The sequence below is a fragment of the Demequina pelophila genome (assembly GCF_000971175.1).
In the GTDB taxonomy this organism is placed as follows: Bacteria; Actinomycetota; Actinomycetes; order Actinomycetales; family Demequinaceae; genus Demequina; species Demequina pelophila.
Genome location: NZ_BBLY01000001.1, coordinates 916,661 through 930,006 on the forward strand (window position 1 = coordinate 916,661; position 13,346 = coordinate 930,006).

Consider the following 13,346-nt stretch of genomic DNA (forward strand, 5'->3'; position numbering starts at 1 on the left):
GAACAGCCGCGGGACCTTCGTCGTTCTGCGAATGATTATCACTAGGCGTAAGGTTGACCCCATGAAGATCCACCAGTTCGCCGCCGGCGCCGCGTTCGCCGGCGCCGCCGCACTCGCACTTGCCGCCTGCACCCCCGAGGAGGGCTCGCTCGCCTCGGCCGTCGAGAGCGCCGCCTCGTCGGACGATGCGGGCCTCACCATCGCCGCAGCGTTCTACCCCCTCGAGTACGTCGCGAACGCCGTGGCCGGCGACGCCGCCGCGGTCGTGGGTCTCACCCAGCCCGGCGTCGAGCCGCACGACGCGGAACTCTCCCCCGCCGCGGTGCGCGAGCTCGGCTCGGCCGACCTGGTCCTGTACCTGAGCGAGTTCTCCGCGGCGATCGACGATGCGATCGTCACCACCGGCGCACCCTCGCTGGACGTGGCCGACGTCGTGGCCCTGCACCCGTACGGCCACGACCACGGCGACGAGGAGGACCACGCCGACGAGGACCACGCCGACGAGGACGCGCACGACGAGGACGCGCACGACGACCACGACCACGGCGACACCGACCCGCACTTCTGGCTCGACCCGGACCTGTTCGCGGAGTACGCGCACGCCGTCGCGGAGCAGCTCGGCGAGCTCGACCCCGACAACGCCGCCGCCTACGAGACCAACGCGCAGGCCTTCGAGGCCCAGCTGACCGCGCTCGACGAGGAGTACGCGACCGGACTCGCCCAGTGCGAGCGCGACACGATCGTGGTCGCGCACGAGGCCTTCGGCTACCTCACCGAGCGCTACGGCCTCCAGCAGGAGGGCTTCGCCGGAGTGAGCCCGGACCAGGAGCCCTCGCCGGCCCGCCTCCTCCAGATCAAGGAGATCATCACCGAGACCGGCGCCACCGTGATCTTCACCGAGGACAAGGTGTCCTCGCGCGTCGCCGAGGCGATCGCCGAGGACGTGGGCGTCGAGACCCGGGTGCTCAACCCGGCCGAGACCGTCACGGACGGCGAGGATTACGCTTCCGTCATGGCCACGAACCTCGCAGAACTCAGGATCGCGCTGGGCTGTGCCTGAGCCGACGACGCCCGCCACGCAGCCGGTCCTGCATGCGACCGGCGTCCGCGTCGTGCTCGGCGACCAGGAGATCCTCCACGGCGTCGACATCGACGCCCACCCCGGCGAGGTGGTCGCCCTCATGGGCGGCAACGGCTCCGGCAAGTCGACGCTGGTGCGCGCGCTCGTGGGCGCGATCCCGCTCAGCGGCGGCTCGGTCAAGGTCTTCGGCGGTGACCGCGACCGGGCCGCCCATCGGCGCATCGGATACGTCCCCCAGCGCGTCACCGCCGCCGCCGGCGTGGCCGCGACGGCGCTCGAGGTGGTCGTCTCCGGGCTGCTCGCCGGCGGGCAGCTGTTCGCCCCGCGCCGCGCCACCGAGCGCGCCACGGCCGCCCTGGCGGAGATGGGCGTCGGCTGGCTCGCGCACCGCAACGTCGCCACCCTCTCGGGCGGCCAGCAGCAGCGCGTGCTCATCGCACGCGCCCTGGTCCGCGACCCCAAGCTGATCTTCCTCGACGAGCCCATGGCCGGCGTCGACGTCCCCACGCAGGACGCCCTCGCGCACACGCTCGAGGAGCACAAGAAGGCCGGCGCCGCCATCGTGATCGTCCTGCATGAGCTGGGCGCCCTCGCCTCCGTGGTCGACCGCGCGGTGGTGCTCGAGGGCGGCTACGTCACGCACGTGGGAGAACCCCCGACGGCGCTGGGCATGCACGCCCTGCCCGGCCATGAGCACGTCCACGCGCACGAGGGCCCGCAGCCGCCGGAGCGCGCGTTCCTGGAACTGGATCTGGAGGAGGGCGCATGATCGCGCTGCTGGGCGACCCGCTGGTGCAGCGGATGCTCCTGGTCGGAGTGCTCGTGGGCGCCGTGGCGCCCATCGTCGGCACGTACCTGGTGCATCGTCGCATGGCCCTCATGGGCGACGGCGTGGGCCACGTGGCCCTGGCGGGCGTCGCGGCCGGCTGGCTCGCCGGCTCCGCCGCGGGCCTGGCGCAACGGGACGCGCTCGCGCTCCCGGGCGCGGTGATCTTCGCGATCGCCGGCGCGATCTTCATCGAGCGCATGCGCTCCCAGGGCGGCGCCGCGGACGTCGCGATGGCGATCCTCTTCTACGGCGGCATCGCCACGGGCGTGCTGCTCATCGGCATCGCGGGCGGCTCCAACGCGAACCTGCTGGGCTACCTCTTCGGATCGATCTCGACCGTGAGGTGGCTGGACGTCTGGGTGACCGTGGGCCTCGCCGTGCTCATCCTGGTGGTCGGGCTCGGCCTGCGCCGCGCGCTCTTCGCCGTGACCCACGACCAGGACTTCGCCCGGTCCACCGGCCTGCCGGTCAGCGTGCTCAACATGATCGTCGCGGTGCTCGCCGCGATCACGATCACCGCCGCGATGCGGGTGGTGGGTGTGCTGCTCGTCAGCGCGCTGATGATCCTCCCCGTGGCCATCGCCCAGCAGCTCACCCATTCCTTCAACCGGACCATGGTGATCGCCATGGTGATCGGCACCGTCCTCACCGTCACGGGCATCTGGATCACGCTGTATCACAACCTGCAGCCGGGCGCGCTGATCGTCGTGCTCGGCGTGATCGCCTATGCTGTCTCCGCCGTCGGAGCGATGCTGCTGCGACGCAGGAAGGCCAATCGATGACAGCGACCCGCATGACCCGCCAGCGCGCGGCCCTGCTCGACGCGCTCCGCGACGGCGGGTTCCGCTCCGCACAGGGGTGGCACGAGCGACTGCGCGCGGACGGCTCCACGGTGGGCCTCGCCACCGTCTACCGGGGCCTGCAGGCCCTGTCCGAGTCGGGCGAGGTGGACACCGTGGTGACCGATTCGGGCGAGACCCTGTACCGCCACTGCGGCCCGGGCGAGGACGAGCACGGCCACCACCACCACCTGCGCTGCCGCGAGTGCGGCCGCGCGGTCGACATCGACGTGCCCGGCTTCGAGACCATCGTCGCGGAGCTCGCCTCGCACCACGGCTACCGCGACATCTCGCACACCATCGAGCTCTCCGGGGTGTGCCCGGAGTGCGCCGCGGCCGCCCGCGACTGATGGCCGGAGTCCCCTCCTTCATCTCCGACGGCCCCTGGTGGGGGCTGTTCGTGTTCCTGTGCGGCGTGGTCTTCTTCCGCACGCAGGGCACCTACTGGATCGCCCGGTGGGCCAGGACGGGGGCCGATGCGGTGGCCGACCGCGCGGAGGCCCACCACTCCCCTCGGGCCCGGCTGGCGCGCCGCTTCTCCGGGCCCGGCATGGAGCGGGCGCGGGAGGCGATCGAGCGATGGGGCTACCTCGCGATCCCCGTGTCCTTCCTCACCGTCGGGTTCCAGACCATGGTGAACGCGACCGCCGGGTACACGCGCATGCGCTGGGACCTCTACACCCTCGCGATGATCCCCGGCTGCCTCGCCTGGGCGACCGTCTACACGCTCGTCTTCCTGGGGTTGTGGGAGGCGTGGTCACGATCTCCGTGGCTGCTCGCCGCCGCCGTGGCCGCCATCATCGTGGTCGCGTTCGGCCTCAACCACTGGCGTCGGCGCCGTCGACCCGCCGAGCCGGCCGACGCATCGTCCCCCTACGCGTCGTAGCGCGGGGTCGCCGGGGCACGGACGTCGGCCTCGGCCCGCCCCCACCTGTCCGGGACGGTGGAGACCGCACATCCGGCCTCTCTGCGCCCTGCGGGACAGTGCGGACCGATGCACGACGACCGCTACGGTCCTCGCTGTCCCGCAGGACGCGACACGCGCATCTCAGCGGTCCTCACTGTCCCGGACCCGCGGGGACGACGAGGGCGGCGGACTGCGGTGACGCGGGCCGCGACCGAGCGGGATCCGCCCCTACGCCGCGCCGAACCTCCGGTTGCGCCGCGCGTACTCCTCGATCGCGGCCCACAGGTGCGTGCGGTCCACGTCCGGCCACAGGGTGTCGCTGAAGACGTACTCCGCGTACGCGGCCTGCCAGGGCAGGAAGTTCGAACTGCGCTGCTCGCCGCTCGACCGCCAGAACAGGTCCACGTCCGGCATATCAGGCTCGTCGAGGTGCGCGGCGAGCGTCGCCTCCGTCACCTTGTCGGGGTCGATCTCCCCCGCAGCGGCCTTGAGCGCGATGGCGCGGGCCGCGTCGGCGATTTCCGCGCGGCCGCCGTAGTTGACGCACATCGTGAGCGTCAGCACGGTGTTGTCGCGGGTGAGCTCCTCGGCCTTCTCGAGCTCCGTGATGACGGACTTCCACAGCTTGGGCCGGCGCCCCGCCCAGCGCACGCGCACGCCCCACGAGTGCATCTCGTCGCGGCGGCGGCGGATCACGTCCCGGTTGAAGCCCATGAGGAAGCGCACCTCGTCGGGGCTGCGCTTCCAGTTCTCCGTGCTGAAGGCGTACGCGGAGACGTGCGAGACGCCCACCTCGATCGCACCCGCGACCACGTCGAGCAGCGACGCCTCGCCCTGCTCGTGCCCGGCGGTGCGCGGGAGCCCGCGCTCCTTGGCCCAGCGCCCGTTGCCGTCCATGACGACGGCCACGTGGTGGGGCACCGCGTCGCGCGGCAGGTCGGGCGGCGTGGCACCCGAGGGGTGCGGGAACGGGCGGGACACCATGCGCACAGGCTAGCGGGGCGCGGTCGTGCAGCCGGTGCCGGTCGGCGCGGCGCCTTGGGCGGCCGCGGCCGCCCAGGCCTCGATGGCGGGGTAGAGCTCCGCGAGCGTCGCGGCGGCCATGGTGACGCGCGCGACGGTCGCCGCGGGGTGGTGGCCCACGAGCGCGGTGTCCGCGCCCAACGACTCGGCGGGCGCCAGGTCGAACTCGAAGATGTCGCCCACGGAGAGCACCGGGCCCCGACCCAGCGCATCGGCCAGGATCGGCATGAGGCCCAGCGGCTTGCCGGCCCCGCTGACCACGCGCGACAGGTGCTCGCGCGCGCCCAGGGACTCGAGAGCCTCGTTGAGGCGCGTCTCGGGTGAGTTGGTGACGAGCACGAGGTCCGCGTGGGGCGCGACCCGCGCCAGGAAGTCGCCGAGCCCGGCCGGCGGCGCGATGGGAGCCTCGTCGGTCGCGAGCAGCTCTCGGCTGCGCAGATAGCCGGCCTGGAGCGCCTCCGGGCCCACCCCAGTCGCCACAGCCGCGGCGTGAACGGCGTGGTAGGCGTCGCGGTAGCACTCGCCGTTCTCGAAGCGGGCCCGCTCCGCGGCGGCCGCGGCGCGGAAGCGAGGCCGACGCGCCTCGTCGTCGACACAACGGACGTACGCGTCGATGGGGCCGTCGCCCAGCGCGAGGGTGCCGTCAAAGTCGAAGATGATCGTGGCCACGCAGGGTGCTCCTTGGGTCGGTACGGCCTGGACGTTCGTCCACCCTAGGTGGCGCGAGAGGGCGCTCGGACCCCGCGCGAGTGAACGTCCCGTGAATGCTCGGCGGGGACCAGCCGCCCCGTTCTGCGTCGGCTACGCCCCGGCGCCGCCCGCCTCCCGATCGACCAACGGGAGCGCCCGGATCCGGCGCTCCAGGTGGAACTGTGTGTATGCGGCGACCAGGCCCGCGGCCTCGCGGCGATGCCGGCCCGCCGCCGCATCGGCTACCGCCCACGAGCCCTCGAGCAGGGCCGCGAGCAGGCGCATCGTCTCCGGGGCGGGCGCCGCGGCGCCCGGGGTGCGACAGTCCTCGCACACGGCCCCTCCCCCGGCGACCACGAAGCTGCGGTGGGGCCCGCCGGCGCCGCAATTGGCACAGTCGTCGAAACTGGGCGCATAGCCGGCGATCGCGAGCGAACGCAGCAGGAACGAGTCGAGCACCAGCCCCACCTCGTGCTCACGCCGGCTCAGAACACCCAGCGCGCCGTGGAGCAGTCGGTACTGCGGGTAGGCGGGCTCCTTCTCATGGTCCACCAGCTTGTCCGCCGCCTCGACCATCGCGGTGGCCGCGGTGTAGAGCGCGTAGTCCGACGCGATCAGGCGCGCATACGGCTCCCGTGTCTCCACCTGGCTGACGATGTCGAGGTTGCGGCCCTCGTACAGCTGCACGTCCACCAGCATGAAGGGCTCGACACGCGCGCCCAGCCGGCTGGTGGTGCGGCGCACCCCCTTGGCGACCGCGCGCACCTTGCCGTGGTGGCGCGTGAGCATGGTGACGATGCGGTCCGCCTCACCCAACTTGTGGGTGCGGAGGACGATCGCGTCGTCACGGTACAAGGGCACCCGGTCATTGTCCCCCGCGGGGGACGATGCACGGGCGGGCGGCGCGCGGAGGAATCAGGCCGACGCCGGCGTCGCCGCCCTCTGAGCTGCAGCGACGAGGCCGTCGAGGATCATGCCGAGCCCGACGTCAAAGGACGATCCGAACGAGTAGCCCGGCTTCATCACGTGGTCGACCGTGAGGCGCACCAGCTGCGGGTACGCGTCCGCGTCGAACGCGGCGGCGATGTCCTGCGCCACCTCCGCCATGCCCTCGCCGCCTTGGGCTGGCAGCGTCGCCTCCTCGAGGGCGAAGCCGAACACGAAGCTGTCGAGGATCGCATAGCCGTGCGCCATGAGCGGCAGCGGCAGCCCGCCGCGGTCGAGCGCGGCGAGCATCGCCTCGTGATGGCGGAGCAGCTCGGGCCCCGGCGCGGTGCGCGACTCGAGCAGCGGCACGGACCACGGGTGGCTCACCAGCACCGCACGCACGGACCGGCACCGCGCGATGATCGCCTCGCGCCAGTCGAGGTCCTCCCGCGGCGCCTCCATCTCCGCGAAGATGCGGTCCACCATCAAGTCGAGCAGGCGCTCCTTGCCGTCCACGTGGTGGTAGAGCGTCATGGGCTTGGTGCCCAGCTCGTCGGCGAGGGCGCGGATGGTGAGCGCCTCGATCCCATCGCGGTCGGCGAGTGCGACCGCGGCCTGGGCGATGCGCTCCGGCGTCAGCCTGGGCCTGCGTCCTGCCTGGTCAGCCACCGTTCTTCTCCGAATCTCCCCATCAGGGGTTGCGCTTCGTACTAAGTACGCCTAGCGTCGAGGGTATCACTCGTACAACGTACGAATGACCACCACAGGGGAGGAACACCATGAACGCCAAGACCACCGACACCAGCCAGACCGCCGCGCAGACCGCTGCCGACCCGGCCGCCGCATCGGCCACCGCCGCGCCCACCACCATGACCGCGGCGGTCCAGACCCGCTACGCCGGACCCGAGGAGATCCACGTCGACACGATCGCCGTGCCGAAGCCCGGCGAGGGCGAGGTCCTGGTCGCGGTGCACGCCGCCGGGGTCGACCGGGGCGTGTGGCACCTCGCGACGGGCCGCCCGCTCGTCATCCGCGCGATCGGCTTCGGGCTGCGCCGCCCCAAGCAGCCCGTCCAGGGCACCGATGTCGCGGGCGTGGTCGCCGCCGTCGGGGCCGGGGTGACCCGTTTCACGGTGGGCGACGAGGTGTACGGCACCACCGACGGCACCTACGCCGAGTACGCCGTCGCCAAGGAGGACCGCCTGGCGCTCAAGCCGGCCGCCGCCAGCTTCGCCGAGGCGGGCGCGATGCCCGTATCCGCGATCGCGGCCCTGCAGGCGGTGCAGGACTCCGCACAGGTCGAGGCGGGACAGCGCGTGCTGATCCTCGGCGCGTCGGGAGGCGTCGGCTCGTACGCGACGCAGATCGCGGTCGCCGCGGGCGCGACGGTCACCGGCGTCGCGAGCGCCGCGAAGGCGGACCTGGTCCGAGAGCTGGGCGCCGCGCGCGTCATCGACTACCGCTCCACCGAGGTCACCGCGCTCGACGAGACCTTCGACGTCATCATCGACACCGGCGGCCTCACCCCGCTGCGCAAGCTCCGCCGCATCCTCTCCCCCACCGGCACGCTCGTCATCGTAGGAGGCGAGGGCGGCGACGCGCTCCTGGGCGGCTCGGGCCGCTCGCTGGTCTCGGGGCTCGTGTCGATGTTCTCGAAGCAGCGCATGACCGGCGTCATGACCGCGTCCAACGCGGCGCGCCTCGAGCGCCTGAGCGCGCTGGTCGAGTCCGGCGCCGTCCGCGCCGCGGTGACGCGGACCTACCCGCTCGACCGTGCCGCCGATGCGGTCACCGACCTGGCCGCCGGCCGCATCGCGGGCAAGGCCTCCGTCGTCGTCCGCGACGCCCGCTGAGCGTCCGCGGCTTCGAACCCCACCGCATCGTCCCCACAGGAGAACCGTCATGAGAATTCGCACCGCCCTCGCCCCCGCCACCGCCGCGCGCCTCGCCGGCCTGGGCTACATCGCCATCGTGCTGCTCGCGATGGGCGCGAACTTCCTCGTGCGCAACCAGCTCGTCATCCCCGACGACCCGGCCGCGACCATGTCCAACATCGCCGAGAACGCCACCACGTTCCGCTTCGGGATCGCCGGCTTCGCGGCCATCGCGATGATCGACATCGGCATCGCGTGGGCGCTGCACGTGCTGCTGCGCACCACCGGCGAGCGCCGCTCGCTGCTCGCGGCCTGGCTGCGCGTCGCCTACACGGTGGCCTTCATCCCCGCGATCACCTTCATGTACCTGGCGCTGCAGTTCGCAACCGGTGGCAACCCGGTCGCCGGCCTCGACGCAGGCCAGCGGGAGGCCTGGACGTCCCTCGCAATGGAGGCCTTCGACATCACCTGGCTGCTCGCGCTGGTCGCGTTCGGCCTCCACCTGTTGGTGCTCGGCCGCATCCTGGTCGCGTCCCGCATCGGCCCCCGCGTGCTGGGATACGGACTCGGAGTCGCGGGCGTCGCCTACATCGCCGACACCTTCGCCCACCTGCTGCTCGCCAACTACGCCGACTTCGGAGGCGCGTTCCTCGCGATCGTGGCCACCGCGTCGATCGTCACCGAAGTGTGGTTCACCGTCTGGCTCCTCATGCGCGCACCGCGCGCGGTGGCGGCCCTCCCCGGCCGGGAGCCGGACCTGGTCGCGGCCTGACGCCGCGATCCGCTGCCCCGTCGCGCCCGCGAGGCACGGCGGGGCGGTCGCGCGTGCTGCCGCCTGCATGGCACTCCTGCGCCCCGGCAGCGGCCTCGCGCATCGTCCCTGGACACAGAGAAACGCGGGGGCGCCCACGAGGATCGCTCGTGCGGGCGCCCCCGCGCTCGTTCACGCCCGGCCCGGGTTCTCCGGCGGCGTGACGTTTCTGGGGCCGATGCGGCGGCTCAGCGGCCGGCGCGGTTGACCGCGGAGATGATCGCCTTGAGCGTCGCGGTCGTGATGGACGGGTCGATGCCCACGCCCCAGTAGATGTCGTCGCCGATCGCGCATTCCACGTAGGACGCCGCGGTGGCGTCGCCGCCGCCGCTCATCGCGTGCTCGTGGTAGTCGAGCACCTCGACCTTGACGCCCCGCTGGGCCAGCGCCGCCACGAAGGCGGCGACGGGACCGTTGCCGGACGCCTCGACGGTCACCTCGGCGCCGCCGTCGACGATGTCCGCCGCCAGTGTGTCGGGGCCGCTCTCGATCGAGGTGCCGCGCGTACTGATCAGCGAGAAGCGGCCCCACTGGCGATCCGGGTCCGGCGACGGCAGGTACTCGTCGACGAAGATCTGCCACAGCAGGTCCGACGTCATCTCGTGGCCCGAGGCGTCCGCGGCCGCCTGCACCGCGCGCGAGAACTCGATCTGGAGGCGGCGCGGCAGGTCCAGGTGGCGCTCGGTCTTGAGCAGGTAGGCCACGCCGCCCTTGCCCGACTGCGAGTTGACGCGGATGACCGCCTCGTACGAGCGACCCACGTCCTTGGGGTCGATCGGCAGGTACGGCACCGCCCACACCAGGTCCTCGACCGTGACGCCGGCGCGCTCGGCCTTGGCGTCCATGGCCTCGAGGCCCTTCTTGATCGCGTCCTGGTGCGAGCCCGAGAAGGCGGTGAAGACCAGGTCGCCGCCCCAGGGGTGGCGGGGGTGGACGTCGATCTGATTGCAGTACTCGACCGTCCGGCGCACCTCGTCGATGTCGGAGAAGTCGATCTCCGGGTCGATGCCCTGGCTGAACAGGTTCATGCCCAGCGTCACCAGGTCCACGTTGCCGGTGCGCTCGCCGTTGCCGAACAGGCACCCCTCGATGCGGTCCGCGCCGGCCATGTAGCCCAGCTCCGCGGCCGCGATGGCGGTGCCGCGGTCGTTGTGCGGGTGCAGGCTCAGCACCACGGAGTCGCGGTAGTCCAGGTGGCGGTTCATCCACTCGATCGAGTCCGCGTAGACGTTGGGCGTGGCCATCTCCACGGTCGCGGGCAGGTTGATGATCACCTTGCGGTCCGGCGTGGGCTTGAACACGTCGAGCACCGCGTTGCACACGCGCACCGCGTACTCGAGCTCCGTGCCCGTGTAGGACTCGGGGCTGTACTCGTAGAACACCGTGGTGTCCGGGATGGTCTCCTCGAACTTCTGGCACAGCATCGCGCCGTGGGTCGCGATGTCGAGGATCTCGTCCTCGTCCGCGCGGAACACCACCTCGCGCTGGAGGATGCTGGTCGAGTTGTACAGGTGGACGATCGCCTGCTTCGCACCACGCAGCGACTCGTAGGTGCGCTCGATGAGGTGCTCGCGCGCCTGGGTCAGCACCTGGATGGTGACGTCATCGGGGATGCGGTCCTCCTCGATGAGGGTCCGCACGAAGTCGAAGTCGGTCTGGCTCGCGCTCGGGAAGCCGACCTCGATCTCCTTGTAGCCCATGCGCACCAGCAGGTCGAACATGCGCAGCTTGCGCTCGGCGTTCATGGGCTCGATGAGCGCCTGGTTGCCGTCGCGCAGGTCCACCGCGCACCAGCGCGGGGCCTTCTCGATCCGCCTGCCGGGCCACGTCCTGTCCGGCAGGTCGACGGCGATCTGCTCGTGGAACGGCCGGTACTTGTGGATCGGCATCGGGGAGGCGGCCTGCTCGCCGCCGGTGTAGTGCTCGCTGGTCATCTGCGGGGTCCTTCGTCCATGGAGGGGAAGGCCGGTACGACAGCCACCGCGACGAGGATCGGCCTGGTCTAGGCCTCGTCGCGGCGGCTAAGAAGCAGCGAGCGTGCACGCATGGATCCACCATAGCCGATGCGCGAGCCGGGTCCCGCGCCCGGGTCGCCCGCGCATCGTCCCCTAGAACCCCAGCCGCCCCAGCTGCTTGGGGTCGCGCTGCCACTCCTTCGCGACCTTGACGTGGAGGTCGAGGAACACCTTCCGGCCCAGCAGCCGCTCGATGCCCGCGCGCGAGGTCGCGCCCACCTCCTTGAGCCGCGACCCGCCCTTGCCGATCACGATCCCCTTCTGCGAGTCCCGCTCGACGAAGACGTGCGCGCGGATCTCGAGCACCGGACGGCGCGCGTCCTCCGCGTCGGGCTCGACCATCTCCTCGACCACGACCGCGAGCGAGTGCGGCAGCTCGTCGCGCACGCCCTCGAGCGCCGCCTCGCGGATGAGCTCCGCGATCATGACGTCCTCGGGTTCGTCGGTGATCTCCCCGCCCGGGTACAGCGCTGGCCCCTCGGGCAGGCGCTTCGCGAGCACGTCGAGCAGCACGTCCACCTGGATGTCCTTGACCGAGCTCACGGGCACCACGTCCGCCCACTCGCCCAGCGCGCTCACCGCGAGCAGGTGCTCGGCCACGCGCTCGCGCGAGACCTTGTCCACCTTGGTGACGATCGCGACCACCGGCGCCTTCGCCTCCGCGAGCTCGCGCGCGATCCACTGGTCGCCGGGGCCCACCTTCTGGTCGGCCGGCAGGCAGAAGCCGATCACGTCGACCTCGGTGAGCGTCTCGCGCACCAGGTCGTTGAGCCGCTCGCCCAGCAGCGTCCGGGGACGATGCAGTCCGGGCGTGTCGACGACCACCAGCTGGAAGTCGTCGCGGTGGACGATGCCCCGGATCGCGCGCCGCGTGGTCTGCGGGCGGGAGGACATGATCGCGACCTTCTCCCCCACCAGCGCGTTCATCAGGGTGGACTTGCCGGCGTTCGGGCGTCCCACGAATGCCACGAATCCGGACCGGTACGGCTCAGTCATCGTCCTCGCTCCTCCTCCCGCGCCTGCGCGGCACGGTCTCCTCATCCTCGCCCGTCGGGCTCGCCTCGCGCGAGACGAGCACCGTGACCAGCCGCCGGCGGCGGCCCTCGGCCCGCTCCGCCTCGAGCTCCAGGCCATGGGCCGATGCACGGGAGCCGGGCAGCGGCACCTTCCCGAGCGCCTTGGCCAGCAGGCCGGCCACCGTCTCGACGTCCTCGTCGTCGATCTCGACGCCGAACAGCTCCGCGAGCTCGTCGAGGTCGTAGCGCGCGGGCACGCGGTAGCGTCCCTCGGCCAGCCGCTCGACCTCGGGCGCGGACCGGTCGTGCTCGTCGACCACCTCGCCGACAATCTCCTCGAGCGCGTCCTCGATGGTGACCAGCCCGGCGACGCCGCCGTACTCGTCGACCACGACGGCCATGTGGAACACCTCGTCCTGCATGCGGCGCAGCAGGTCGTCCGCCGGCACCGACTCGGGCACGAACACCGGCTCGCGCATGAACGCCTCGACGGGCTCGTCGAGCCGCACCGCATCGTCCCAGGTGTCGCGCACCACGTCCTTGAGGTACAGCACGCCCACCGTGTCGTCCACCGAGTCCCCGACCACCGGCACCCGGGAGAAGCCCGAGCGCATGAACAGCATCATCGCCTTGCGCGCCGAGGTGCCCGCGCGGACCGTGATCATGTCCGTCCGGGGCACCATCACCTCGCGCGTGAGGGTGTCTCCCAGGCCCACCACCGAGCGCAGCAGCTCCGCGTCCTCCTCCTCGAGCGCATCCTCGGCCTGCTCCATCAGGTCCTCGGCCTCCCGGAGCTCCGGGTAGCGCAGCGCGGGCACGACCGCCCGGACGGGCGTGGAGAGCCAGATGAGCGTCCAGGCCAACGGCGCGAGCACGCGGACCGTCGCCTCGGGATAGGCGTGCGCGATGCCGCGGGGCAGGGCGCGCACGAGCAGCAGCGAGATCGCGGCGCCGACGCCGGCGGTCGCCCCGACCGTGGGCAGCCACTCCCAGTCGACGTCCTCCGCGAGCTCCCACGCGACGAAGGCCCAGCTCACCAGCGCGACCGCCTCCGCCACCGCGTAGACCACCGAGGCGGCGTTGTCGGCGTGGTCCGGAAGCGCGGCGAGCTTGGCGGCCGTGGTCGGGCGTCCGTCCGGGCGGCGGGCGGCCTCGATCTGCCGCTCGCGGGCGTAGGGCAGCTGCTGGAAGGCCGCCACCACCGCGTGCATCATCGCGGCCGCCGCGGCGGCGACCACCACGATGGCGATGAGGCTCACCCACGGGAACGGCTGCATGGGCTCAGGCTAGTCGCGCGCGTGCGGGACCCGGTCCCGCCTCCGCGAGCGAGTCGA

General features: G+C 72.2%; 14 protein-coding genes. 7 read left to right on the forward strand and 7 right to left on the reverse strand.

Going from position 1 to position 13,346, the window contains the following annotated elements; genetic code table 11:
* Positions 1 to 61: 61 nt before the first annotated feature.
* Genes AOM03_RS04250 through AOM03_RS04270 form a run of 5 tightly spaced genes read left to right on the forward strand, consistent with a single transcriptional unit; the run spans position 62 to position 3,635 of the window.
* Positions 62 to 1,060, forward strand: coding sequence for a metal ABC transporter substrate-binding protein (locus AOM03_RS04250; protein WP_062378527.1), 999 nt, complete (start codon positions 62 to 64; stop codon positions 1,058 to 1,060).
* On the forward strand, positions 1,053 to 1,850 hold the full coding sequence (locus tag AOM03_RS04255; RefSeq protein WP_062378528.1) for a metal ABC transporter ATP-binding protein: 798 nt from the start codon (positions 1,053 to 1,055) through the stop codon (positions 1,848 to 1,850). The genes AOM03_RS04250 and AOM03_RS04255 overlap by 8 nt, the downstream gene beginning before the upstream one ends.
* A complete protein-coding gene (locus tag AOM03_RS04260) occupies positions 1,847 to 2,692 on the forward strand; it encodes a metal ABC transporter permease (protein ID WP_062378529.1) in 846 nt (281 codons plus the stop codon). The genes AOM03_RS04255 and AOM03_RS04260 overlap by 4 nt, the downstream gene beginning before the upstream one ends.
* A complete protein-coding gene (locus AOM03_RS04265) occupies positions 2,689 to 3,099 on the forward strand; it encodes a Fur family transcriptional regulator (protein WP_227589878.1) in 411 nt (136 codons plus the stop codon). The genes AOM03_RS04260 and AOM03_RS04265 overlap by 4 nt, the downstream gene beginning before the upstream one ends.
* A complete protein-coding gene (locus tag AOM03_RS04270; protein ID WP_174441928.1) occupies positions 3,099 to 3,635 on the forward strand; it encodes an SNARE-associated domain-containing protein in 537 nt (178 codons plus the stop codon). The genes AOM03_RS04265 and AOM03_RS04270 overlap by 1 nt, the downstream gene beginning before the upstream one ends.
* A 249-nt stretch (positions 3,636 to 3,884) precedes the next feature.
* On the opposite strand, the gene AOM03_RS04275 is transcribed toward AOM03_RS04270, so the two are convergent.
* From AOM03_RS04275 to AOM03_RS04290, 4 genes are all read right to left on the reverse strand, one after another.
* Entirely contained in the window at positions 3,885 to 4,640 is a 756-nt protein-coding gene (locus AOM03_RS04275) for an isoprenyl transferase (RefSeq protein ID WP_062378532.1), read from the reverse strand.
* A 9-nt stretch (positions 4,641 to 4,649) separates the two neighbouring features.
* Positions 4,650 to 5,348: an HAD family hydrolase gene (locus AOM03_RS04280; RefSeq protein ID WP_062378533.1), complete on the reverse strand. Its 699-nt coding sequence runs from the start codon at positions 5,346 to 5,348 to the stop codon at positions 4,650 to 4,652.
* A gap of 132 nt (positions 5,349 to 5,480) precedes the next feature.
* Complete coding sequence (recO, locus tag AOM03_RS04285) at positions 5,481 to 6,230, reverse strand: DNA repair protein RecO (protein ID WP_062378534.1); 750 nt, start codon at positions 6,228 to 6,230, stop codon at positions 5,481 to 5,483.
* 54 nt (positions 6,231 to 6,284) lie between these two features.
* Positions 6,285 to 6,965, reverse strand: coding sequence for a TetR/AcrR family transcriptional regulator (locus AOM03_RS04290; protein ID WP_062378535.1), 681 nt, complete (start codon positions 6,963 to 6,965; stop codon positions 6,285 to 6,287).
* A 110-nt stretch (positions 6,966 to 7,075) separates the two neighbouring features.
* Here AOM03_RS04290 and AOM03_RS04295 point away from each other — a divergent pair, with 110 nt between their 5' ends.
* Complete coding sequence (locus AOM03_RS04295; RefSeq protein ID WP_227589879.1) at positions 7,076 to 8,149, forward strand: NAD(P)-dependent alcohol dehydrogenase; 1,074 nt, start codon at positions 7,076 to 7,078, stop codon at positions 8,147 to 8,149.
* A 49-nt stretch (positions 8,150 to 8,198) separates the two neighbouring features.
* Positions 8,199 to 8,942 carry a DUF4386 domain-containing protein gene (locus AOM03_RS04300; RefSeq protein WP_062378536.1) on the forward strand — a complete coding sequence of 248 codons (744 nt, stop codon included), beginning with the start codon at positions 8,199 to 8,201 and terminating at the stop codon, positions 8,940 to 8,942.
* Between the two features lie 227 nt (positions 8,943 to 9,169).
* Here the strand turns inward: AOM03_RS04300 and leuA are convergent, their stop codons facing one another.
* The 3 genes from leuA to AOM03_RS04315 all read right to left on the reverse strand — a co-directional run bounded on the left by leuA (position 9,170) and on the right by AOM03_RS04315 (position 13,289).
* Positions 9,170 to 10,915 (reverse strand): 2-isopropylmalate synthase, encoded by a 1,746-nt coding sequence (gene leuA, locus AOM03_RS04305; RefSeq protein WP_062378537.1) that lies wholly within the window; start codon positions 10,913 to 10,915, stop codon positions 9,170 to 9,172.
* A 174-nt stretch (positions 10,916 to 11,089) separates the two neighbouring features.
* Positions 11,090 to 11,992 carry a GTPase Era gene (gene era, locus AOM03_RS04310; protein ID WP_062378538.1) on the reverse strand — a complete coding sequence of 301 codons (903 nt, stop codon included), beginning with the start codon at positions 11,990 to 11,992 and terminating at the stop codon, positions 11,090 to 11,092.
* The gene (locus AOM03_RS04315; RefSeq protein ID WP_062378539.1) at positions 11,985 to 13,289 is read right to left on the reverse strand and encodes a hemolysin family protein; all 1,305 of its coding nucleotides are present in this window, start codon (positions 13,287 to 13,289) and stop codon (positions 11,985 to 11,987) included. The genes era and AOM03_RS04315 overlap by 8 nt, the downstream gene beginning before the upstream one ends.
* Positions 13,290 to 13,346: the final 57 nt, after the last annotated feature.

Excerpts from the sequence above, each read along its gene's own strand:
- AOM03_RS04250 (WP_062378527.1), top strand. The coding sequence starts at position 62 with ATGAAGATCCACCAGTTCGCCGCCGGCGCCGCGTTCGCCGGCGCCGCC.
- AOM03_RS04260 (WP_062378529.1), top strand. The coding sequence starts at position 1,847 with ATGATCGCGCTGCTGGGCGACCCGCTGGTGCAGCGGATGCTCCTGGTC.
- AOM03_RS04265 (WP_227589878.1), top strand. The coding sequence starts at position 2,689 with ATGACAGCGACCCGCATGACCCGCCAGCGCGCGGCCCTGCTCGACGCG.
- AOM03_RS04270 (WP_174441928.1), top strand. The coding sequence starts at position 3,099 with ATGGCCGGAGTCCCCTCCTTCATCTCCGACGGCCCCTGGTGGGGGCTG.
- AOM03_RS04275 (WP_062378532.1), bottom strand. The coding sequence starts at position 4,640 with ATGGTGTCCCGCCCGTTCCCGCACCCCTCGGGTGCCACGCCGCCCGAC.
- AOM03_RS04295 (WP_227589879.1), top strand. The coding sequence starts at position 7,076 with ATGAACGCCAAGACCACCGACACCAGCCAGACCGCCGCGCAGACCGCT.
- AOM03_RS04300 (WP_062378536.1), top strand. The coding sequence starts at position 8,199 with ATGAGAATTCGCACCGCCCTCGCCCCCGCCACCGCCGCGCGCCTCGCC.
- leuA (WP_062378537.1), bottom strand. The coding sequence starts at position 10,915 with ATGACCAGCGAGCACTACACCGGCGGCGAGCAGGCCGCCTCCCCGATG.
- era (WP_062378538.1), bottom strand. The coding sequence starts at position 11,992 with ATGACTGAGCCGTACCGGTCCGGATTCGTGGCATTCGTGGGACGCCCG.
- AOM03_RS04315 (WP_062378539.1), bottom strand. The coding sequence starts at position 13,289 with ATGCAGCCGTTCCCGTGGGTGAGCCTCATCGCCATCGTGGTGGTCGCC.